The following is a 21,913-nucleotide window of genomic DNA, read 5'->3' as shown; positions in this document are numbered from 1 at the left end:
TCTATGTCTAAGATAGGAACATCGGGGAGTTGCTAGTCAGAAAGTATAAGCCAGAGGGTTCCGTTAGTGAGTGTATGACCAACACGCGAAACGAGTGGCTCTCTACCTATAGGCAACCGGAACAGGGAACAACCACCCACTGAGACATGCCGGGCGACCCTGGAGTACGTCTGCTTGCTCTCCGGTGCGACGCGCTAGTCGACGCTACGACGACCGCTATCGAAGATCTCGTCGATTACTTCGATGCGGATCTCATCTACATTGTCGAAGAAAAGCTGGACATGCGAACGGTGAGCACTGTCGAGCGGACTGCTTCATGTCCGGTAATTCATACTCGACGTAGCGCTGTTCACACCGAGACTGTTGACGGAATCACCGTGTCCATCGCCAGTTCGCTCGACTTCATCGGTGGGGCCTCTACCGCTAGCGGACAAGGACTCCCAGACGACGTCGACTACGTCATCTGTGATGAGATCCAGACGAACGCCGACTCAGTCACATTGGAGGTCTCGCTTGATGGCCTCGAACACCTCGCTCGTTTCCAACACCGAACCGACCGGGAAGCGACGTTCCTCACCGGAGCCATGGAGGCCAGTTACGATTTCGTGTGGAAGGCTGACGTCGACGACGAGAGCGTTCGCCTTCCCGTGCGCGGGCTTGCTCCAACCCGTCGCCAAGGGGCACCCGAACTAGCCTGCATTTCGCTTGATTCGGGCGGCCGCATCGCCGTATCCACGACTCCAGCGGATAAATTCGGCCTCCGAGCGCTCTCGGGTGTGGGCAAGGGAACAGCCCCGAAGCTCTCTCGGAATGGGTATGAGACGCGTGACGACGTCGCAGCTGCGACGGAACGCGATCTGCGTGAGGTTCGAGGTATCGGTGAGTCGAAAGCGCAGAGCATCCGCCAGAGCGCCCACGCGTTGTCCGAAGGATGCGTCATCCGTCTCACAGACGAAGCCGTCCCCGCAGCAGACTACAGTCCGCTGTTCATTGATATCGAGACTGATGGTCTCAACCCTAGTATCATCTGGCTCATCGGGGTCTACGACCCGGAAACAGACGAGTACGTGGACTTCATCGATACGGAACCGTCGCGAGACAACCCAGGGAAAGCCACCCGAGAGTTTGTTGCGTGGCTAGCCAGCGAGTACGATCGTACGTCCCTCATCGCGTGGAACGGCCACAACTTCGACTTCAAACACCTCAGCCGATTCATCCGAGGACACGCACCGGAGTACGCAGACTACTGGTCGGACTCCGTGTTCGAGTACGACCTGTTCGATTGGGCCGTGCGAAAAGACAACGCCATCCTCCCCGGTCGGACGAATCGGGTCGAAGACGTCGCTGAGGCTCTCGGGCATGGGCGCGACTCGGCTGCTGCCGCTGTGGATGGGAAATCACTGGCGAAGACCATCCAGCGGCTTCTCGTATCTCCAGAGCGCGCTCGTGACGTAGACTGGGACACTGCTCGGGCATACTGTGAGGCAGACGTCCGTGAGCTGGCTGCAGTCTACGAATCCATCGCTGAGGCAACCCCCGGCCACAAGCGTGCCGGCGCTCCTGCTGATGAAAACACCACACAAACCGGACTTATGGACTTCTAACAATGCACGACGACCACAATACCGACCACAGCCAGACAGACCTCACGACCAGCTCGGAGGACAACACCAACAACGGTGACATCGATTTCGAGACGGACATCCTCCAACTCACCGGCGAGGAGCTCGAGAGTACCTATCCAAATAACCGCTACTTCGGGCAAGTTCACGAGAACTTCGAGATTCCCGCTCGTGAGGAGCAGACTGTTCCACCAGGAGATGTGCTTCCACCCAAAATCGCTCGAAACCTCGAATTCGACCCGTGGAGCCACCAAGCAGATGCTCTCCAGGTGCTCGAGCGCGGTGACAACGTGTGTGTGGCGACTAGTACATCCTCGGGGAAGACGCTGGTCTACGGTCTCCACATCGCCCGTCAATACCTTGAGGATCCAGAGACGCGGTCGCTTATCGTCTATCCGACGAAGGCGCTCAGTCGCGACCAGGAGCAAGAACTCAACGAGTTCCTTCGTAACACGCTCGGACTCGATATCAGTGTCGGCGTCTACGATGGTGACACGAAGAGCGAGGAAAAGTCTCGCATCCGCGATGAGTGCAACGTCGTAATCACGAACTTCGTCGGGCTGAATCAGTATCTGGAGAGCCACCACCTGTGGGCAGACTTCCACTCCAACTGCTCGCTAGTCGTTATCGACGAAGCTCACATGTGGACTGGCCTCGGCGGGATGCACGTCGCTTGGATCCTCCGACGCGCCCAACGGATCATCGATTACTACGGCGGCGATCCTCAGTATGTCCTCACGACGGCGACGATAGGCAATCCTGCCGAACACGCTCTCGCACTCACGGGAGAGCCCGCGGCAGTCGTCGACGAAGATGGATCACCGCGAGGCATCCGTCACCTCGTCTTCTGGGATCCTCCGATGAGTGGTGATGACGGTCTCACCGACGATATTGACTCTCCGGCGCTGTCGAAGCGTCCGGCCACGGTCGAAGCCCCGGAAGTGTGGGCGCACATGTGCCAGAAGAACGTTCAGTCGCTCTTGTTCTGTGACTCGCGAAAGCTCACCGAACTGTCCGTCAATCGCGCGAAGAGGTTCATCAGCGATCCAGAGAACCGGTATCAGGGAAGACCGGACTTCGCATCCTACCACGCCGGACACGGTAAACAGTCCCGTCGGGGGACGGAGTACCAGCTCAAAGAAGGACAGCTCGACGGCGTCTCGACGACAAGTGCCCTGGAGGTCGGCATCAATATCGGTGGCGTCGATGGGACCGTTCTCATGGGCTACCCGGGGTCGCGGCAGTCGTTCTGGCAACGCATCGGTCGATCGGGTCGAGGAACGCGAGATGCGCTCTCTGTGTTCGTTCCAAGTCACTCCACACTCGATCAGTACATCCTTCAGCACCCCGAGTACGTTCTCGAAGAGGACCACGAGAGCGCTGTCGTCGACCTCGACAACAATCCAGTATACCTCCAGCAACTCAACTGTGCCGCGCAGGAACTTCCCCTCATGCGCGATGATGCGGAGAATTTCGGAGGCGAGGAACGACTGGAGCGTGCAGTCGAGTACGGCCGACGGAAGGGCGACCTCGAAGGATCTCTCGAAGGCGGCGTGATGTATGCTCATCGCGACCGCCCGCAGGACGAGATCAGTCTGTACTCCTCTGGAGGAAACACCTTCGACGTGCGGCTAGCTGGTGATGGATCGATTGACCATCAACCAATCGGTCGTGACCGGGCCTACAGAGACTACCACGAGGGCGCAACTGTTCTCCACCAGGGCGAGCAGTATCAGGTCGTTGAGCTTCGGGAAGACATCCCACAGCCGTACATCTCACTTGAGAAAGCGAACGTGAGCTACTACACTCAGTCCCAGGGCCAGGTCAACATCTACGACACGGTTGTCGAGGACTCGCGCGAGGTCGGACCGTTCACGCTCAATTGGGGGTACGGAACGGTATCTGTCCACTATAGCACGTACCTCAAGCGAGAGATCGGAAGTGGGGACGTGCTCGAACTGGGCAATGAAACTGGGGTCCCGCCGCTAGAGATGCGAACCCAGCTGTGTTGGGCAGAGACCCCCAACAACATTGAACGGGCGATGCTCAACAAGCACTCGGAATACCACAACCCGGAATGTATCAACCTTCCACCACGGCTTCACGGGTATCTCGGTGGGATTCACGCCGTGGAACACGCTATGATCGCTGTCTCGCCACTTGAGCTGAAAGTTGATGGTGGTGACATCGGGGGTCTCGCGACCAATCGGCTCCCTGGTAATCCCGACAAAAGTGGATGGTTCATTTACGACGGTATAGAGGGGGGTCTCGGATTCTCGCGGTCGATTTACGAACACTTTGAGGACGTAGCCCAACGCGCCCACGACCTCATCGTCGACTGTTCGTGTGATCGTGATGAAGGTTGTCCGGCCTGTACAATGGACGACCGTTGTGGTAACGATAATCGTCCACTATACTCACCAGCAGCTGCGGATGTTCTTGAGCATCTGCTGGCCGATCAGGATGTAGATGACCTCGAGGAACACCTACCGGAGACGGATAGCGAAGTGCATCCTGTCGATGACCAGCGACCACCTGCTTCGATCTCCTAATCGATAGAATCTCTCAGCTTAAGATAGGCTATTCTTGAATCACCTACTCTGAGTGCCGGATCACTTTCCATCGACGACATTACTGGGGTCCGTGAAGGAACGGGTAAAACGAGTATAACGAACCAAACGAACAAAACGAGCGAAACGAACGTAACGAATAGAACGAATAGGTTGATAGCAACGAGTGTGTTTACTTCCACGAGCGAAACGAACAGTTGGTTTTAACATCGTAGTAATCCTCTCACCGAGTGAAACACCCTCACCGAACGCACCGAACTAAACGACCAAAACGAACGAAACGAACACAACGAGAGAAACGAAGATAATGACCGACACCAATACTGCACGAATCACGGTGGCGAATCAGAAGGGCGGCGCAGGGAAGACGACCGACGTCATTCATACTGGCGGCGCACTCGCCGCCCGAGGCCACGACGTCCTCCTGGTCGATATCGACTATCACGGAGGGCTCACCTGCTCGCTTGGCTACAACGATCTGTACTACGATACCGACCGTACGACGCTGTTCGACGTCCTCGACTTCGACCAGATGGAGTCGGTGAACGACATCATCGTCGAGCACGAGGAATTCGACATCCTTCCCGCCAGCGAGAAGCTCGCGAACAACAAGAACATCCAGACCCTGCTAGAGGCGCCGAAGAGTCGCGAGCGGCTGGAGATGACGCTCGACGAGCTCGACAAGGACTACGACTACATCATCGTCGACACGCCGCCATCCCTGAACGTCCTCACCGACAACGCCCTGGTCGCGACCGGCAACGTCGTCATCCCCGTCATTCCCGAGAAGCTCAACGCCAACAGCCTCCAGATTTTCGCAAAGCAGCTGAGTTCCCTCGAACAGGCGTACGGAGACATCAATCGGCTCGCAATTGTCTGTAACCGCGTTGAGCAGAACGCTGAACACCGCGACACCATCGAGGAGATCAAGTCGGCGTACTCCCTCCCGGTGTTCGAGATCCCGAAGCGGACCGACCTCTCCCAGTCGATCGGCGAGGGGGTGTCCGTCTTTGGCTTCGGCAAGGAGAACCAGCGCGTCGAGGATGCACGCGACCTGTTCAACGAGATTGCCGACCTGTTCGACGAGACGTTTGACAAGACTGCCCCTGAGGAGGTGGAAGCATGAGCGACGGCTGGGGTGATGCTTCCGGCATCGAGGGCAACTACGAAGAGGAGGACGACGAGGCTGATTCCAGCGAAACGAGTGAGGTGAGTGAAACGGTGGAAACCAGTTCATCGACCGAAACGACCGAATCGACTTCAACGAGTGAAACGAACGAAACGAGCAAAACGAAGACGAATATCAAGGACGAGTGGAACGGGCGGACGATCTACATTCCCGACGATGTCCTCGACGAGATGGAGGATACCTATCTCGAGTCCCAGCTAAAGCTCCGCAAGGCGGGCCAGGACGAGTTCAAGAAGAACCGCCACTTCTACCCGCTACTCGTCCAGTTCGGTGTTGAGGCGCTCTCTGAGGCGGATGCCGAGGAAATCCAGGATCGGCTTTCGGAACTCGGCGACGAATGACCTCGCGGAGAACGAGGCCTGCTGGTAGTTGAGACTGGCCGTCTCAATGTATACGATTCTCGAACTGCTTCGACGAGGCTACGGGCGGAGTATCCCCTTCAGCCATTTCGTCGCTTTCACACCTAACACTCATTACGATTGACACCGTATTTCTGCTCAACGATGTCCATCGACCGAGATACCTTCGAGAAGACGAGCGAGGACGAACTCGAGGAACTTTCCGTCCCGGATCAGGTGCTGGGATTTCTCGCCGCCAACGATGATCGCGCGTTCAAGGCCCGCGAAATCGCCTCTCAGATCGGTCTCGATGAGGGCGCGGTCAGCACCGCGCTCTCGAGACTGAAGGACCGCGATCTCGTCGAACACAAAGCGACGTACTGGGCGATAACCGACGACACAGAGCGACTCGACGGATACAGCGGGTACGAACGAGCGACCGCCCTGTTCAACCAGCGACTCGGTACAGAGGACAAGGAGTCCTGGCGCGAACACGCACCCGAGGAACCACATCCGAGCGTCGAGGACGAACAGTGACCGACGAAGAGACACCGATTTTCGAGCGTGACGACGTCGTCTACGGGGATGATCCGTTCAAAGGTGAGAGAGATGCTCGGCCATGGATCATTCTCTCGAATCACGAAGGCCGTCCGTTCTACGGCGATCAGTATATCGCGCTCACGTTGACGTCGAAATCTTGGATGGACGGCCTAATCGACATCCCCGGTGAGAGTTGGCTTCGTGGTGGGATCCCGGATGAGAGTCGGATTGTTCTGTGGGGAGTCCAATCGATCGTCCGCGAGGATATCGATTTCTGGCAGGGCCGCCTTGACAGCGATCTATGGGAATCGCTGATAGTAGCGATTATCGTTGATCTCCTTGATCGTGATCTTCGACGGGACATCATCTGGGAAGTCGTCTAGTCACTCCTCACCTTCGTTTAAGCTTGTCCCCTCTTCAAGCCAATCGACCTGAGCCGTGAGTTCCTTTCGCCGTTGGCGTTTGATGATCGTTGAGTCAAGTACATCTCCGATGATCGCAACGTCAAGCGCGAACTCCGTCGTTGCGACCACTTCGCTCCCGTTAGGATCTGATGTGACGGTGTACGCTGTCCGCATCTCCTCGAAGATGCCCTTGCGCTGTTCGTAGGCGAGGTCGGCGTCAGGACGGTCAACGAGTTCAAGCGTGAGTTCGATAGTCGCGATCCCCATTTCGTTCGCGACGCGAACCGTTTCGCCGTCTACGTGAACCTCATCGAACCCCGACGCTCGCATGAACTGATCGAGTTCGTTCATCGATTCGCGGACAACAGTCGGAGGCGCGTCGATCGTTCGCGAAAGCGTTACCGAATTCATGGGTCGGACTTGTCTTTCGAAAGCGGCCGAAACTCTTGTACTGGATTGGTGAGCATCCGATAATTCAGATCTCAATTCCGTCTCGTTTCACGGATGTCCCGAACAAGTTCGGCTGAGGGACCATCTTCCTTCGCGACCGTACTCGATCCGAGAGATGGTTACCGAAATCGACCTGCGGGATTCCTCGCCTCGCGAGTTCCAAGACCGGATCGACGACGCGTTCGACGAGATTGAGACGGGTACCGAAGTCCTCGTTATCTCTGATCGAGACATCGACGCTCATCTGCTTCGGTACCAGATCGAACGGAACCGTGCCCTCGACTGGGCCCACGAGGATCCTGACGCCGAACCGCGCGAGGTCGGGGTGTCCAAACAGGAACCACTCGGTGACGGGGAGTTAGGGACGTTCGACGTGCGTGATCTGATACCGCAGCGGCGACACGAGGTGTTACTCGATACGTTCAATCGCCTCGGATCTGGTGAGGGGTTCGTGCTGGTCAATGACCACGACCCGAAGCCGCTCTACTACGAACTTCGATCGATGCACGGCGATGTCATCGACTGGGAGTATACAAGTCGTGAGTCGGGTGAGTGGCGCGTCAAAATCGTGAAGACCGACGCTTCGATAGCCGACAACGAGGGCGTAATCACGCGATACGATGTCCGGGAGATCCCGAAGCCGGATCGCCACGAGACGATCCACCACCGGTACGGCATGATACCCGATGGCGAGACGATGGAACTCATCGCTCCGCACGAGCCGCGACCGCTCCGTCGCGAGTTTCGGGAGCAATATGATGACACGTTCGACTGGGAGGTAGTCGAAAAAGAGCCCGGTCGCTGTCGGGTACGGATCACAAAGTCTGAACGAAGTGAATCCACAGCTGACGGTGAGGATCCCACATCCGCGATGTCTGACAATGACGAGGTGTCCACGGAAGCGTCCGTCGAGATCCCAGAGAGTACGGCTGAGCTCGACGTCCGCGACCTTCCACCCGCGCAACGACACGAGAAGATCTTTGAGACGTACGCAGATCTCGACGACGGAGAAGGATTTACCCTCGTGAACGACCACGACCCGAAGCCGCTGTACCACCAGTTCGACGCCGAGGCTGGCCCGGAGTTCTACTGGGAGTATCGCAAGCGTGACCCCGGCGAGTTTAGAGTATTGATTGGGAAGGCCGAAACGCATGACGACGACCCGACTGCCGCGGAGGATCCAAACGCACCGTTCTGACGAGGCTGTTTCGAAAACGGACTGATCCGGAGCGAGACCCGAATCGCGGTACCGATCACGCAGTGGCCGTTGCCCTGGGGGGACCAGATCCTTTCAGAACGGAGCGTCCGGCGATCCGCGGCTCGGTCCCTCGTTTTTCATCGAACGTTCCATCGGGTTCGACCCGATTTCGGTGTCGCCCTCCGGATCGGCGGTCACGTCTCCCGTCTCGAGATACGTCTGCTCGAGGTCGGCGAGCTGCTCGTTGATCGCCTCGCTCTGGTGGTGCATGGGTGCCGCGCGGACGCGGATGAGGTCGTACTCATGTCGTTCAGAGAGCCCATTCCACGCGCGGAACGACCCGATCGTCAGCGTGTGGGTCTGTGGACAGAATGGAGTCGTCGGCGTGAACTCGGCACGGAGTACGCGGTCGATGTCGTCCGCCTCGACGGCGTCATCAGCGTCGTCGCGTTCGACGGCGTAGCGGTAGCCGGCGCTCGTGTGCCGCGTGTCGAGATTCAGCCGGGCGAGATTGTAGTTGAACGTCATATCGTACACCTTTCGGTCCTCGAAGCAGTCGCGCGTGAGACGGTGAAACGCGACGTGGTCCGCCCCGGTGAGCAGATCATGAGGTTCGAGGAACTCGCCCGGCCTCGGGACGTGATCCGAAACGAACTCGTCGTACCCGTCGAACAGGTCGCTGTCGTCGGACCCGAACAGCGACGGAAAGCTGGGCATACCCAGTTGTTCGAGATCGTGAGGGGTACTCCTACTCCCGTACATGTTCGGATGGCGGTCTCCTCGTCCGAAAACGGTCGGGTATCAACCGTTCACAAACCGGCATCCGAGGAGGTAGCCACATCCGATCGCACCGATTACCGACCCGAGAATTCCGATCACGCGTACCGGTTCGTACTGAAGGGCAACTCCCACCGATTGTACGGCGACACCGGCTCCAAGCAATGCGATCGTCACACGTGCCGCGCGTGGGTTCGCCCCCGTGAACTGACCGCCGGTAATTGGGAAGAATAGGTACGCGTATCCGACGATTGTGAGCGGAAAGAATCCGGCGAGGATGAGCGTTCGATGGACGGCGAGCGATATCGGATCCCCGAACCCGAACGCCACCGGAACGACCGACACGACGGCGGTCCCTCCTGCGATCGCACCGAGTGCGATCCCGGATACACCGACCCGTCTGCGATTCGTTTTCAGAATAACGAATAGCACGAGGGCTGCATACCCGAGCATCGCGAGTGTCGCGAAAACGCCGCCGACCCGGAACCACGGATCGATCCAGAGGAACGTCCCCAGAAAGGCCGGCGCCAGGGCTCCGGCCACGAGCACGATCCAGACGACGGGGCGAGGTAACGAGACGTGGAAAAACGCCGTCAGCAACCGCATGCCGAGCGCGTAGATTAGCAGCGTTGCGAACCCGGTGAGGTAGTAGTGGGTGACCTGTGCTACTGTGACCGTCCCGATTCCCAAAGGGGCGACGGTCATGAGGAGAGCAACCGTTCCGACGAGGAGATAGCAGACAGCAACCGGAATCATCGCTGTGGCCAGTCGAGTCGAGCGTTGGGATCGTCCACTTCCTCCAAGTGTTCCAGCTACTGTGCCGACCGCAGCTGGACCGACAGTCGCCAGCAACGACCCGACGAAAATGAGGACACCGGTCGTCCAGAGCGTCACACCAAGGGGTCTCAGGAGAATCCCCGCCGTAACGAACTGATCCGCCACGAGAAGGCTGACACCGACATAGGCGAGCCCGAAGTGAATCCCCGCGAGTCGCTGATCGACGAGGGTCTTGCCGACGTACGAGGGAAGCAGAAGGTACGCCATTCCGAACACCATCGGACAGACGAAGCCGAACACGCCGATCAGGACGGCAACCTTGTTTGCCCCACCGAGCAATGCGAGAAGCGAGCCCACGAACGACCCGACGCTCGCCACCGTGAAGCGTTGTGTCCACGTCCACAGTCCAGTTGGTCCCGTGTTCATGAGTGTTGACCTACGCTCAGGACGATCCCCGGGCGTTCTGCTGGCAAATCTAGTCGTCGGCCGCCTCATCGAGATCGTGCGCTCTGCGCGGCGAGAATGACCCCAACACGATCCGATCAATCGAATGCGGGCTGTGACGGACCAACATGAGGACCAAGTTGGACACGAACGCCACGACGCCGACGCCCACTAGCAGTCCGCCGAGGTGCCCCGGCGTTCCGGCGACTTCCAGTAGGTTCGCGCCCACGATCAGTGCGCTTCCGCCCCCGAGGAGTACCCCGTCGATCGCGGCGATCCGATCGTCGTAGAGGTCGTCGATCATCGGGACGTCCTCTAACCCTAACAGATCGCTGTACCGGTTGACCCAGATGACAAAGGGAATGATGTGATACAGCGTCCCCACGACGACGAACCCGATTGCACCCAACAACAGCAGATGACCAGCGTTCGCCGCGCCGAGCAGGTGATCGCGCGTCAACGGGTCAGATATCCACGCGGGTTCTGTGACGGCGATCCACAGCGCGAGCGCTCCCACTGCCACCATGTACCGCGTGTGCATCGGGGTCCGTTCGACCTGCATCTCGTACAGTTTGCGTGCCAAGATGAGAGAGAACGCCGACGCGGCGAACAGGATCAGCAGACCGCCGACCCGCGCGGCGGGGGCGTGACCCACGAGTCGACCGACCGCGAGCACGACCACGCCGATGGGATGCGCGATCTCTTCGATGGACCGGAGACGGTGGTCGATTCCGTGGAGTTCCGTCTGCGTGAACATCGTTCCGAGCTGGTACAGCGCGCCGTACACCGTCGTGAGAACGGCACCGAAGACCGCGAGGGTCGCGTGGGCGCCCACCACCCTGGACCGGCTGACGCCGATTCGCGAGAACGTCGGAACCGTGAAATCGATCGCGAGGAGGACGCCCAGAACGGTCAACAGGAGGAAGAAGCCGAGCGCGCCGAGGAAGTGCCGTTCGGTGACATCGTACTCCTCGACCGTGGCGAGCGTTCGGATGATGTTGTACGCGAACGCCCAGAAGCCGACGAGCATGAGCGTGGCGAACGGGATCAGCCACGCTGTCTCGACCAGGAGGAATGCGACGACGAACCCAGAGAGACCGGCGACGACCAGCCCCAACTGTACGTTTGCGAGTCGCTGCGAGTGGAGGGTCGCGCCCGACCAGACGGGCACGAACTGCGTCATCGCCCCCATGATCGTGATACAGATCCAGCCGGCTAACAGGAGATGGACGTGAGCGAGCCGGCCCAGTCCTGGGACAGCGTTCAGATGTAAGCCAATCCCCAATCCAATTCCCGCGACGAGAAATACGAGACCGACAACAAAATGCCGTAATGGGACCGTCATTGGGGGCTGTTGGTCCGCTTCGATATTCCCCGGGATGGCACCCATAAATCAGGGTACGTTCTCCATATACCTGACAGGACCACCGAACATGTTCTCCTGTCGCCGACCGTGGAACACGTTTTAATGGTGGAGAGCACCTCTGGATCTGGCTACGCGCTCCGGTTTCGAGCCGGAACGACAGGCGACGGTTTAGCCGTTGGTGATAACAAAAATGAATATCAACACGCACCTGTTCGTTCCAATTTCACGATAGTGCCGGCCCAGCGGTAGCTGAAGCCGCAGTACTCGAGTTATACTGCGAGTGTTTCGACGAGAATTGCCACGAGGACGGCCCCAAGAAATGCATTCGAGGCGTGGAAACTTCTGTAGGCGGCCGCCTGTTCGTCTTCGGAATTTCGCTCATTGACATCATACTGCTTGACCACGCTTCGAACAAACACTGCTCCGAGCACCGTGGTGGTGAGGGCATAGAGTACACCAAAACCTGTGATGACCCCCAATAACACCGCGACGATCAGAGTGAGTCCGAGCCAGGCGAAGATCCGCTGACGTGCGGTCCGCACACCGGCGACGACCGGTAACATGGGATACTCGGCCCGTGCGTAGTCCTCACGGTGGGCGATGGCAAGATTGTAGAAATGTGCCGGGGTCCAACAGCAGACCACGAGCGCGAGGAGAACCGCCGAGAGACCGACGGTCCCGGTCACGGCACCGTACCCGATCAGCGCGGGCAGCGCTCCGGAACCGCCCCCGATCACGGTGTTCCATCGGGTCGTCGGCTTCAACACGACTGTGTAGACGTACGCGTAATAGATGATTGCCGCCACCGTGAGCACGGCCGCGAGCGCGTTGACGAACGTCACCATCACCGCCATCGAGGCGACAACAAGCGCGACGGCGAAGCCGGTGGCGCGTCGAACTCCGACCCGATCGGTCGCGATCGGTCGATCAGCGGTCCGTCGCATCTTGCGGTCGCGGTCGCGCTCGTACACGTGGTTGAACGTCCCCGCCGCACCGATCCCGAGGACACCGCCGCCGAGGGTCGCCACGACCGTCACGCCGTCCAGTTCAGCGCCGGTCGCGACGGCCAGTCCCATTCCCGCCAGCGCGAGCAGGCACAACAACCACATCAATCGGGGCTTCGTCAACTCGAGATACGTCCGCATCCGATCGCGGACCCGAGTTGACCCAGGTTCGGACACCGGGGACGGAACGTCACCGTCAGACGCGATCGGCGTTACGCCGTGATTCGGCCCGTTCAGTGTTCCGCTATCAACCGGTCCCCCCGCGGTCGTCTCTACTCTGATTACGAGCGTCGCGAGGAGGAAGGAGAACACCGCGATCCCGCCCAACAGGTGGACGCCGTCGAACGGCACGACGTTGGTTCGGCCCGCCAGCCCAACACCGGCCTGTGCCACGTACGTGATCACCGCCACGATCGTTCCGACGCGAACACCACGCGAGGCCGCCGAGTACTGGGCGAGAAGCGCCGTGGTGGCGAGCAGGCCCCCGACGGCCACCGCGGAGGCCTGGTGGACCGCGGCGACCAGCGAGCCGCCGTCCGCGGCGGCGGTCGCTCCGAGCGCGACGAGCAGGTACGTCCCCACGACTGACCAGGTCAGCAGCGTCGTGAGGCGTGGTCGATCCATACCTCCGGTCCAGCTTCGGACCCTGCGTCGTTTCCGCCGAACATATTCGGAGGTACCCTCATGTCCGGTGCACGTCGGACGTACGATAATGGCTATCGACCACGCACAGGCGGACGTCTGCGGCTGCGTGCGGCCCACCGCCTGCGTCGATCGCAACGGCGGGCTGTACCTCGTCGCGATCAGGCGGATCGGAACAGGTCGCGACGCTCGAGTTCGGACCGGTGAGGTGAGCGATCGCCTCGACGTCTCGCCGTCGAGCGTGACGGAGATGTTCGATCGATTTGCCGCTTCCGGACTCCTCCGATACGAGAAGCAAGCCGGGGTCGAACTCACCGATCGGGGGAGGGAGGTCACGCTGGAACTCGAAGCGTGCCAGTGTGCCGTCCGGACGTTCTTCCGCCGTCGAACGGGGTTCGATATGTCCCTCGAAGCGGGCTACCGTATCGGATACGTCCTTCTGGACGAGGCGATCGAACGCCTGCGAGCGCTCGTCGATGGTACGGCAAACGCGTGTTCCGCGACCCCGCCGAACGGAGCCGACCGATGCCCGTTCGCGGGAACCGAGCATTAACCGCCGCGGACGGTCGCGTCCCCGAATACGTTCGGGGGAACACGCACCTCCCCGTCGATACTTGAACGGATATGGCCACTGAGCGAAACGAGATCGATCGTCGCCTGGATGTCCGAGAGATCGACGGCGAACCGTTCGGCGACATCATGGCCGAGCTCGAAGCGCTCTCCGACGACGAGACGCTACTGTTGATCAACAGCTTCGAGCCGGAGCCGTTGTATCAGGTCCTCGAAGAACGCGGGTTCCAGTATGAAACGATGTCTGACGGGTCCGACGTGTGGTATATCGAGATTCGACACGAGTGACCTGATTCCGAGGGATCTGTCGATTCCCAGTATGACCGCTTCAGGACCGGTACCCACGTGAATTCGATTCCCCTCGAACATGTTCGTGTAAAGCTTATCCTTTGGACAACAAGAAATATATCCTGATGGTTGAGCATTCAGATACTGCACCGCTGTTCACCGCGACGCACGGAACGAGCGATCACGAGACGTTCGAATTGGAAGACCACCTGGGTGACGGACCGATCGTGCTCGCGTTTTTCCCAGGCGCGTTCACGCCACCGTGTACGAACGAGATGGTCGCGCTTCAAGACAATCTCGAGTCATTCCAAGAGGTCGGAGCGACGGTCTTCGGCGTGAGCGCCGATTCACCGTTCTCTCAGGGTGCTTTCCGTGATGAACACGGAATCGAGTTCGATCTCGTTAGCGACATGAGCGGTGATGTGATCCAGCAGTACGGCCTTGAGATCGATATCGAAGAGCTCGGACTGTACGGAATCGCGAACCGAGCGGTGTTCGTAGTTGATGAGACGGGAACGGTGACGTATCGCTGGGTCGCAGACGATCCAACAAATGAGCCGGATTACGAGGAGCTGCTCGAGGCCGTGAAGACGGCAACCGAGTAGAGCGATTCCACTACGACAGACAGATCCTTGCTCATGATCGCGTAATTCTCCTTCCAAGGCTACTCTACATTCGACTATGACCTCTGAACGGCATAACACGGAACGACGGCGAAATCGTCGCGACAACGTATCTGATACTGGGATCGACGTCCGCTGCGTCCGGAGACGGTTACAACATCATACGGCACGGATCGAACGCCGTCAGGTCGGAGAGGCGCTCTCCAAACTCGAGACGCAGGGTGGCCTCACCGACGAACAACGGCAAACCGTCCGGCTGCTCGGGGGTACTCTCGCTTGGCGGCTAATTTCGAACTTCGAGTCACCACTGAACGGACGTACTCAAAACAAGCAAGCAACCGCCCGCGCTGTCGCACGATTGTTTAATCTCGTTCCAGAGAGTCATTTTGATGATAAGTGCGAGCAGCCGTGATACACTCATCTTCGTGTGGCCCGGGTGTGTTCATGGACCGCGGCTCGAAATTCACTTCCGTCCGATTCCGTACTCGACATACTTATTAAGTATTTAAAACCCCGTATATGGTGGTAGATGGCCGTTTCAACCCCGATATTGGGGAACAGTATATATTATATATGTCACTACGATGCCTCTGTTGAGATGGGAAGCATCATGTCACAAGACCTCAGCAGGCGGAAGATGGTTGCAGCGCTCGGGATCGGAGCGGTCGGCGCGGTGGCCGGCTGTATCGGCGCGCCGGTGAACGCGGAAACGCCCCCACCGGAGGACCCGAACGAAGAAGTCGTCCCCGAACTGGACCCTGTACGTGACGTCCACGTCGACCGGATCGCGGCCGATCCGACCGACGTCCCGGCGCCTGTGAACTGGGACGAGCCGCGCGAACACGACGTCACTCTTCGAACAAAGGAGCTTGTCGCGGAGGTTGAGCCCGGAGTCACGTTCAAGTACATGACCTTCGAGGGACAGGTTCCCGGGCCGATGATCCGCGTCCGGCGGGGCGACACCGTCAACCTCCGGTTCGAGGTCCCGGCCGACGACAACAGCGACATCCACAACGTCGACTTCCACGCCGTGTACGGCCCTGGTGGCGGGGCCGTCGACACGACGCTGGTGCCCGGTGACGACGCGGCGGAACTGAGCTTCCGCGCCGAGTTCCCCGGCCTGTTCACCTACCACTGCGCGGTGCCGGCGATGGACCACCACGTCAGCTCCGGGATGTTCGGCGCGATCCTCGTCGAGCCAGAGGCGGGACTGCCCGCGGTGGACCGCGAGCTCTACCTCGGTCAGCACGAGCTGTACACCAAAGGCGACCTCGGCGAGAAGGGCCACCACGCCTTCGATCACGGTGCGATGCTCGCCGAAGATCCGACGTACGTCGTGTTCAACGGCGAACACCACGGCTTCACCGAGGATCGGCTCGGACCGATCGGCGCCGAGGTGGGCGAGACCGTTCGCGTGTTCTTTGTGAACGGCGGCCCGAACCAGTCCAGCTCGTGGCACCCGATCGGCAACGTCTGGTCGCGGCTGTACCGCGACGGCGACCTCGTCTCCCCGCCAGCGCGATACGTCGAGACCACGCCGGTCGCGCCCGGCACGGCGACCGTCGGAGAGATGGAACTCGCGGTCCCGGGCCCGATCAAGATCGTCGACCACGCGCTCTCACGGGCCGGACGCCGCGGCGCACTCGCGGTCGTCGACGTCGAGGGGGAGCCGAATCCGGACGTGTACGATCCCGGATCCGACGAGTAGGTTCGGATAATTCGTTGGGTTTTGTTTCCAAGAAGCTTGTCCGATGTCTTGATTCAGGACGGTCGAATGAAGAGGATATTCGTGGGCTCAGTTGTCAACAGAGGAGTTTCGGCTCTGACATCCCGTCTTTGTCGGCGAACATGTTCGGACTAATTCCCATTAAACAGGGTTTGTCCGGTCCCCTATTTACATGAACTGGCTAGCGCGTACATGGTTGGTGACGAGACTGGACGATCCCAGAGTGATGTTGCACGGCGGCGATTTCTCGCGGCCGTGGGTATCACCGGTACCGCGGCGTTCGCGGGCTGTTCCGCGAAAAGTATCGGCGCTCCGGTAGCTGCGGGCGACTCAGAAGACGCCGAAGGAGTGTCCGACGGGACCCATTCCTCACCGGATCTCGAACGGTGGGTCGACGAAATACCTCGTCCGGGTGTTATCGAACCGAGCGGAACGAAAGATGGCCAGCCTCATTACGAGGTGGAGATGGCCGAGATCGAACAGAAGCTCCACCGCGACCTTCCGCCGACGACCCTGTGGGGCTACGGCGGGCAGTTTCCCGGCCCGACGATCGAAGCCGAACAGGGCGAACCGATTTACGTTCGGTGGCAGAATCACCTCCCGGACGAACACCTGCTCCCGGAGGATCCGACGATCCACGGCGATATCATCCCGTACGACGAGCCGGGTGCCCGCGTCGTCCCGCACCTCCACGGTGGCAATGTCGAACACGAGAGCGACGGGAAACCGCAGGCGTGGTTCACCCGCAACTTCGAGCGGACGGGCCCCGACTTCGAGAAGAAGGACTACTACTACGCGAACGACCAGCCGCCCGCAACACTGTGGTACCACGATCATTCGCTCGGCATCACGCGACTGAATGTCTACGCCGGCCTCGCGGGGTTCTATCTGATCCGGAACGACCACGAACGAGAGCTCGATCTTCCGACGGGCGACAACGAAATCCCACTCGTGTTGCAGGACCGGAGTTTCAACGAGGACGGCTCGTTATACTACCCGACGGACGTCCCAGCGACAGAAGAGGATGAAAACGATTCACATCCCGACCCAAGCATCGTTCCGCAGTTCTACGGTGACACGTCGACGGTCAACGGGAAGGCGTGGCCCCGACTGTCCGTCGATCCCGAACAGTATCGGTTCCGCCTGCTCAACGGGGCCAACAGCCGATACTACAACCTCAAGCTGCTCGAATACGACGATGAATCGGGCGACACGGGTGAGGCGGGGCCGCCGTTCGTCCAGATCGGGAACGACGGCGGGCTCCTCTCGAAACCGGTCGAGACCGCTGACCGTCTCGAACTCGGATCGAGTCAGCGCGCGGATGTCGTCGTCGACTTCAGCGAGTACGCGGGCGAGACCCTGCTCCTGCATAATAACGCCCCGGCGAAGTATCGCGGGACGAGCGGAATCGGGCCGGAGGACTCCGAACCCCTCCCGGAGGTCATGCTTATCGACGTGGCAGCCGCGGAGAGCGAGCAGGAGCCAACGCAACTCCCAGACGAACTGACGCAGGTCCCCGAGATTCCGATCGAATCCGTCGACACCGAACGCTTCCTCACGCTCGCCCGACAAACGGACGAGTACGATCGGCCCCTCTACGCACTCGGGACTCGCAACGAAAAGATCGGGTACGAACTCACGGACCCGGTCACCGAGACCCCGACGCTTGGGGACACCGAGATCTGGAGTCTCGCCAACTTCACGGGGATGTCCCACCCGATACACCTCCACCTCGTTCACTTCCAGGTGTTGGGACGGCAGTCGGCTGCTGATTACGATCCCGCCGAAGACGACATCGATCTGGACGCGCTCGATGCCCCCGAGTCGTACGAACTCGGGTGGAACGACGTGGTCACCGTCGACCCAGGTAATGTGGTACACGTGATCGCACACTTCGGGGAGTTCAAGGGGCTGTTCTCCGATCAGACAGGCGATTACATGTGGCATTGTCACATGATCGAACACGAGGACCACGACATGATGCGACCGTTCAAGGTTCGATCGCCCGATGACGAGGGTGGAAGCGAGTAGTCGTCGACGGGGGGCGTTCTGACGGGAACATGTTCGTCCCAACCCTATTACCGCTCCGTGCCGCAGGTTGAGTCGCATGAATTTAGGCCAACCTAAAAACCATCGAGCGGGCAAATCGTCCATCGCCGGCGCCCGAGCGGCGGTCCGGACAAACGACCGCGGCGCCTGCCGAACGGGTGATCCGGTATGACGGCCGTTGACTTCGACGCGGAACGGACGTACGACGACGAGAAGTTCTCGACAGTCGAAGTATTTCGGAGCGAACAGATGAAAGTCGTCTGCGGCTATTTCGAACCGGGACAGTTTATCCCGGTTCACGCTCCATCAAGTGACGTGGTGATCGATGTCCGTTCCGGCACCGGGCTCATCCGCGACGGGGATGCGGAACACCGCGTCGAACCAGGAGATGTCGTGACCGTCGGAGCGGACACCGACCGCGGTGTCAAGGCCGACGACGACTCGCGGCTCGAAGCGCTGCTCGTCACCGCTCCACCGCCGACCGACGCCGAACACGAACCGGTCCGCCGAGGACTCCGAACCGACGAATTCGATCCGACCGATACATGACGACGATACACACCCTCAACGAACTGGACGGACAGCCCCACGCCAACGTCTTCCCCGACGCTGAACCGAAGACGATCAGACTCACTCTCGACGCGGGCGGCGAAGTCGCTCCTCACTCGCATCCCGACCGCAAAATCGTGTTCCATCTCATCGAGGGGGCGATCGAGTTGGAACTCGACGGCGAGACACATGAGCTGTCGGCAGGCGACGTGGCTTGCTTCGACGGGGACCAAGAGATCGCTCCCCATGCCGTCGAGGATAGCACTGCACTAATCGTCTTGGCGTCTCGGTCAGACGAGTAGCCAGAGGAGAGTGGTACTGCCTCTGTACACGGAAGACTACCTCTGGTGAAACCTCGGTCTTCAGACGCACTATGGTAAGGAACTACCGGTCGCTGAAGACTGCAACCTTGGTCTCAGAGGGAAAATGCGTCGCGTCTGCCTCTAGATCGCCAAGGCAGAACGCTTGCTCCAGTATCTCAACTACATCTGATCCGTGATGCTATGGAACTTTCCCCGAGCAGAGACACCTAACTTCCGCTGAAATCTCCACTTTTCGAACTTATACTAGAGGCGCGACGAAGAACACTTTATTCCGCTGTCTGCGACTACTCCGGTGCTACAACATCTTCACACACTGGACACTCGGCCCACACGCCCTTGGTGCCGTCGTCCTTCTCATATTCAACAAGAATCCACGCCTCCGAGATGTCCTCACCACATTCCGGGCAATGACCGAGAGATGATTCGTCAGCGGTCATGGAAAGGGATGGAAGAGGCGTGTGACAGTATTCCTTCCAAACAATTGTCAATCGGCCTTGAACGTAAGCCTTTGGCGGCTACTCGGGTCGAACGCACCGAATTTCTAGGGAATACAGATCACCAGTAGGATTAACTCACAACCACCAGAACTCTGGATCCCATGAGTGTCCGCACAGTACTTACACGGCTACTACTCGGTGACAAGACTGAGGTAGTCGTGGAGAGCCGCCAGTGCGGTGAGAATCTTTCATCGGGGGCAGATGAGTGTCCCACATGTGGGTCGGATGAAATAGAGCGCCTCCAGATTTGAGTAGACTACCGCGGTTGGGATACATCGGTTAATGTCGTCAATCAGGAGAATTTGCGTGGCTGCGAGACTCTTCTCGAAACCGTTTCCACCAGTGACGTGAATGGACAAACGTGACGTACCTCCGTTTGATCCTAGTTTACCTGAATTGAGCCGCTAAGGCCCCTTCCTCAACGAGCGACCGGAGGGAGCGAGTAGGGAGGGGATACAGCGCCGCACGATTCTCAGACACGTTCGACGCTCGGACCACAGGGCCACCGCCACATTTATGTTGAAATTAAGTGTAAACACAGGCGATGGATAAACACGAAATCGAAGGCCACGAAGTCATCGACGGGACGGCCAAAGCCACCGGCAACGGCGCTCACGTCCTTGTCCCGAAACGATGGCGTGGCGCGGACGTGAAAGTCGTCAGAACTACCGACCCCGACGAGTAGCACCACCCGATGAACTACAACTACAGGTATCGACTTCGACCGTCCGACGCCCTCGAAGAACAGTTAGCGTGGACTGTCGATACCTGTAGACAGGTCTACAACCACTTCCTCCACCGCCTGAATCGGAACGACGACACCTCGTCGTACTCTGAACAGAAACTCCTGCCGAGTCTCAAGAAGTGGTGGAGCGACCTAAAAACCGTTCACTCGAAGGTGCTACAGAAGGTCGTTCAGCGGTTGTACGACAACCTCTCGACACTCCAGGGCCGGAAAGAGAACGGCTACCGCGTTGGGACGCTCAAGTGGAAAGTACCGGGTGAGTACCGCAGTTTCACCTACAGTCAATCCGGCTTCAAGCTCAAGAACACGAGCGGTCGGACCCGACTGTGGCTCTCGAAGCTCGGAGAAATCCCCATCACCTTCCACCGCGACCTCCCCGACGACGCCGAAATCAAGACCGTCACCGTCAAACGCGAACCGACCGGTAAGTGGTACGCCATCCTCGGTGTCGAAACCCCAAACAACCCACCGGAGAAGCCGGAGAATCCCGAGAAGTGCGTTGGCATCGACGTGGGGATTCTCAAGTACGCCCACGACACGGACGGAACCGCCGTCGAATCTCTCGACCTGTCCGCCGAGCGGGAGCGGTTGGAACGCGCCCAACGCAACCTCTCGCGGAAACAGCACCGGTCTGCGAATTGGGAGAAACAGCGCCGAGTTGTGGCCGAACGCTACGCCGAGTTGAAGAACAAGCGCCGCGACTTTCTTCACAAACTCTCGAACTACTATGCCCGCGAATACGACCTCGTGGCCGTAGAGGATTTGGACGCAAAGGGGTTGGTCGAGCTACCGGGCAACTCTCGGAACCGCGCAGGTGCAGCGTGGGGGACGTTCCTGCGGATGCTGGAGTACAAGTGTAAACGCGAAGGGACACACTTCGTCGCTGTGAACCCGAGAGGGACGACGAAAGAGTGCGCGTCCTGCGGCGTTTCAACCGAGAAGCCGTTGTGGATCCGGGAACACTCGTGCCCGGCGTGTGGGTTTGAAGCGGATAGGGACGCGAACGCGGCGTGGAACATTCTTTCTCGCGGTATCAGGAAGCGGTTAGGAGCGGGACGCTCCGAATCAACGCCTGTGGAGACTGCGCTCCCTGTGGATACCTCGGTATCTGCAAAGTGCGTCGTTGAAACAGGAAGCCCCACCCTCAAGGAGCGAACGGCGTCAGCCGTGAGCGAGTAGGGTGGGGTAGTTCACTAGAAGTACCCCGTTTAGATAAGACGAT

At 59.3% G+C, this 21,913-nt stretch carries 21 protein-coding genes and 1 pseudogene; 16 read left to right on the top strand and 6 right to left on the bottom strand.

Annotated features, from left to right (window positions below):
* Positions 1 to 146: 146 nt before the first annotated feature.
* The 6 genes and pseudogenes from ACZ45C_RS01585 to ACZ45C_RS01560 all read left to right on the top strand — a co-directional run.
* Positions 147 to 1,604 (top strand): ribonuclease H-like domain-containing protein, encoded by a 1,458-nt coding sequence (locus tag ACZ45C_RS01585; RefSeq protein WP_460559676.1) that lies wholly within the window; start codon positions 147 to 149, stop codon positions 1,602 to 1,604.
* Between the two features lie 2 nt (positions 1,605 to 1,606).
* Complete coding sequence (locus tag ACZ45C_RS01580; RefSeq protein ID WP_460559678.1) at positions 1,607 to 4,174, top strand: DEAD/DEAH box helicase; 2,568 nt, start codon at positions 1,607 to 1,609, stop codon at positions 4,172 to 4,174.
* Between the two features lie 325 nt (positions 4,175 to 4,499).
* Positions 4,500 to 5,318 carry a ParA family protein gene (locus ACZ45C_RS01575; protein ID WP_460559680.1) on the top strand — a complete coding sequence of 273 codons (819 nt, stop codon included), beginning with the start codon at positions 4,500 to 4,502 and terminating at the stop codon, positions 5,316 to 5,318.
* Complete coding sequence (locus ACZ45C_RS01570) at positions 5,315 to 5,722, top strand: hypothetical protein (RefSeq protein WP_276274300.1); 408 nt, start codon at positions 5,315 to 5,317, stop codon at positions 5,720 to 5,722. The genes ACZ45C_RS01575 and ACZ45C_RS01570 overlap by 4 nt, the downstream gene beginning before the upstream one ends.
* A gap of 162 nt (positions 5,723 to 5,884) precedes the next feature.
* Complete coding sequence (locus tag ACZ45C_RS01565; RefSeq protein WP_094530790.1) at positions 5,885 to 6,256, top strand: MarR family transcriptional regulator; 372 nt, start codon at positions 5,885 to 5,887, stop codon at positions 6,254 to 6,256.
* A pseudogene (locus ACZ45C_RS01560) lies at positions 6,253 to 6,597 on the top strand (type II toxin-antitoxin system PemK/MazF family toxin); the annotation flags it as partial. The gene ACZ45C_RS01565 and the pseudogene ACZ45C_RS01560, both read left to right, overlap by 4 nt.
* Positions 6,598 to 6,642: 45 nt before the next feature.
* Here ACZ45C_RS01560 and ACZ45C_RS01555 read toward each other — a convergent pair.
* Positions 6,643 to 7,014, bottom strand: a complete 372-nt coding sequence (locus ACZ45C_RS01555) for an SRPBCC family protein (protein WP_233139246.1) — start codon at positions 7,012 to 7,014, stop codon at positions 6,643 to 6,645.
* Between the two features lie 214 nt (positions 7,015 to 7,228).
* On the opposite strand from ACZ45C_RS01555, the gene ACZ45C_RS01550 reads away from it, so the two are divergent.
* Complete coding sequence (locus ACZ45C_RS01550; protein WP_095638134.1) at positions 7,229 to 8,311, top strand: DUF2249 domain-containing protein; 1,083 nt, start codon at positions 7,229 to 7,231, stop codon at positions 8,309 to 8,311.
* Between the two features lie 93 nt (positions 8,312 to 8,404).
* On the opposite strand, the gene ACZ45C_RS01545 is transcribed toward ACZ45C_RS01550, so the two are convergent.
* The 4 genes from ACZ45C_RS01545 to ACZ45C_RS01530 form a co-directional block, all read right to left on the bottom strand.
* Positions 8,405 to 9,028, bottom strand: a complete 624-nt coding sequence (locus ACZ45C_RS01545; protein WP_095638133.1) for a hypothetical protein — start codon at positions 9,026 to 9,028, stop codon at positions 8,405 to 8,407.
* An 84-nt stretch (positions 9,029 to 9,112) separates the two neighbouring features.
* Positions 9,113 to 10,291 (bottom strand): hypothetical protein, encoded by a 1,179-nt coding sequence (locus tag ACZ45C_RS01540; RefSeq protein WP_144928144.1) that lies wholly within the window; start codon positions 10,289 to 10,291, stop codon positions 9,113 to 9,115.
* Positions 10,292 to 10,340: 49 nt separating this feature from the next.
* Positions 10,341 to 11,699, bottom strand: a complete 1,359-nt coding sequence (locus ACZ45C_RS01535) for a heme-copper oxidase family protein (RefSeq protein WP_144928141.1) — start codon at positions 11,697 to 11,699, stop codon at positions 10,341 to 10,343.
* A 245-nt stretch (positions 11,700 to 11,944) separates the two neighbouring features.
* A complete protein-coding gene (locus tag ACZ45C_RS01530) occupies positions 11,945 to 13,303 on the bottom strand; it encodes a heme o synthase (RefSeq protein WP_095638130.1) in 1,359 nt (452 codons plus the stop codon).
* 88 nt (positions 13,304 to 13,391) lie between these two features.
* On the opposite strand from ACZ45C_RS01530, the gene ACZ45C_RS01525 reads away from it, so the two are divergent.
* From ACZ45C_RS01525 to ACZ45C_RS01495, 7 genes are all read left to right on the top strand, one after another.
* A complete protein-coding gene (locus ACZ45C_RS01525; protein ID WP_095638129.1) occupies positions 13,392 to 13,874 on the top strand; it encodes a metal-dependent transcriptional regulator in 483 nt (160 codons plus the stop codon).
* A gap of 71 nt (positions 13,875 to 13,945) precedes the next feature.
* The gene (locus ACZ45C_RS01520; RefSeq protein ID WP_095638128.1) at positions 13,946 to 14,179 is read left to right on the top strand and encodes a DUF2249 domain-containing protein; all 234 of its coding nucleotides are present in this window, start codon (positions 13,946 to 13,948) and stop codon (positions 14,177 to 14,179) included.
* 125 nt (positions 14,180 to 14,304) lie between these two features.
* The gene (locus tag ACZ45C_RS01515) at positions 14,305 to 14,784 is read left to right on the top strand and encodes a redoxin domain-containing protein (RefSeq protein WP_095638127.1); all 480 of its coding nucleotides are present in this window, start codon (positions 14,305 to 14,307) and stop codon (positions 14,782 to 14,784) included.
* A 655-nt stretch (positions 14,785 to 15,439) separates the two neighbouring features.
* A complete protein-coding gene (gene nirK, locus ACZ45C_RS01510) occupies positions 15,440 to 16,510 on the top strand; it encodes a copper-containing nitrite reductase (RefSeq protein ID WP_186313446.1) in 1,071 nt (356 codons plus the stop codon).
* 210 nt (positions 16,511 to 16,720) lie between these two features.
* Positions 16,721 to 18,559, top strand: coding sequence for a multicopper oxidase family protein (locus ACZ45C_RS01505; RefSeq protein ID WP_144927944.1), 1,839 nt, complete (start codon positions 16,721 to 16,723; stop codon positions 18,557 to 18,559).
* A 186-nt stretch (positions 18,560 to 18,745) separates the two neighbouring features.
* A complete protein-coding gene (locus ACZ45C_RS01500) occupies positions 18,746 to 19,126 on the top strand; it encodes a cupin domain-containing protein (RefSeq protein WP_095638125.1) in 381 nt (126 codons plus the stop codon).
* Positions 19,123 to 19,428, top strand: coding sequence for a cupin domain-containing protein (locus tag ACZ45C_RS01495; RefSeq protein ID WP_095638124.1), 306 nt, complete (start codon positions 19,123 to 19,125; stop codon positions 19,426 to 19,428). The genes ACZ45C_RS01500 and ACZ45C_RS01495 overlap by 4 nt, the downstream gene beginning before the upstream one ends.
* Before the next feature lie 305 nt (positions 19,429 to 19,733).
* On the opposite strand, the gene ACZ45C_RS01490 is transcribed toward ACZ45C_RS01495, so the two are convergent.
* The gene (locus ACZ45C_RS01490; protein WP_186313447.1) at positions 19,734 to 19,886 is read right to left on the bottom strand and encodes a DUF7837 family putative zinc-binding protein; all 153 of its coding nucleotides are present in this window, start codon (positions 19,884 to 19,886) and stop codon (positions 19,734 to 19,736) included.
* Positions 19,887 to 20,490: 604 nt separating this feature from the next.
* Between ACZ45C_RS01490 and ACZ45C_RS01485 the strand changes: the two genes are divergently transcribed.
* A complete protein-coding gene (locus tag ACZ45C_RS01485; RefSeq protein WP_144049586.1) occupies positions 20,491 to 20,631 on the top strand; it encodes a DUF2080 family transposase-associated protein in 141 nt (46 codons plus the stop codon).
* Positions 20,632 to 20,640: 9 nt separating this feature from the next.
* The gene (locus tag ACZ45C_RS01480; RefSeq protein WP_144927947.1) at positions 20,641 to 21,870 is read left to right on the top strand and encodes an RNA-guided endonuclease InsQ/TnpB family protein; all 1,230 of its coding nucleotides are present in this window, start codon (positions 20,641 to 20,643) and stop codon (positions 21,868 to 21,870) included.
* Positions 21,871 to 21,913 lie beyond the last annotated feature (43 nt).

Source organism: Halorubrum pallidum, from assembly GCF_055380345.1.
Note: the sequence above shows the minus strand (reverse complement) of the source record. Positions and strands in the feature narration are given on the sequence as shown.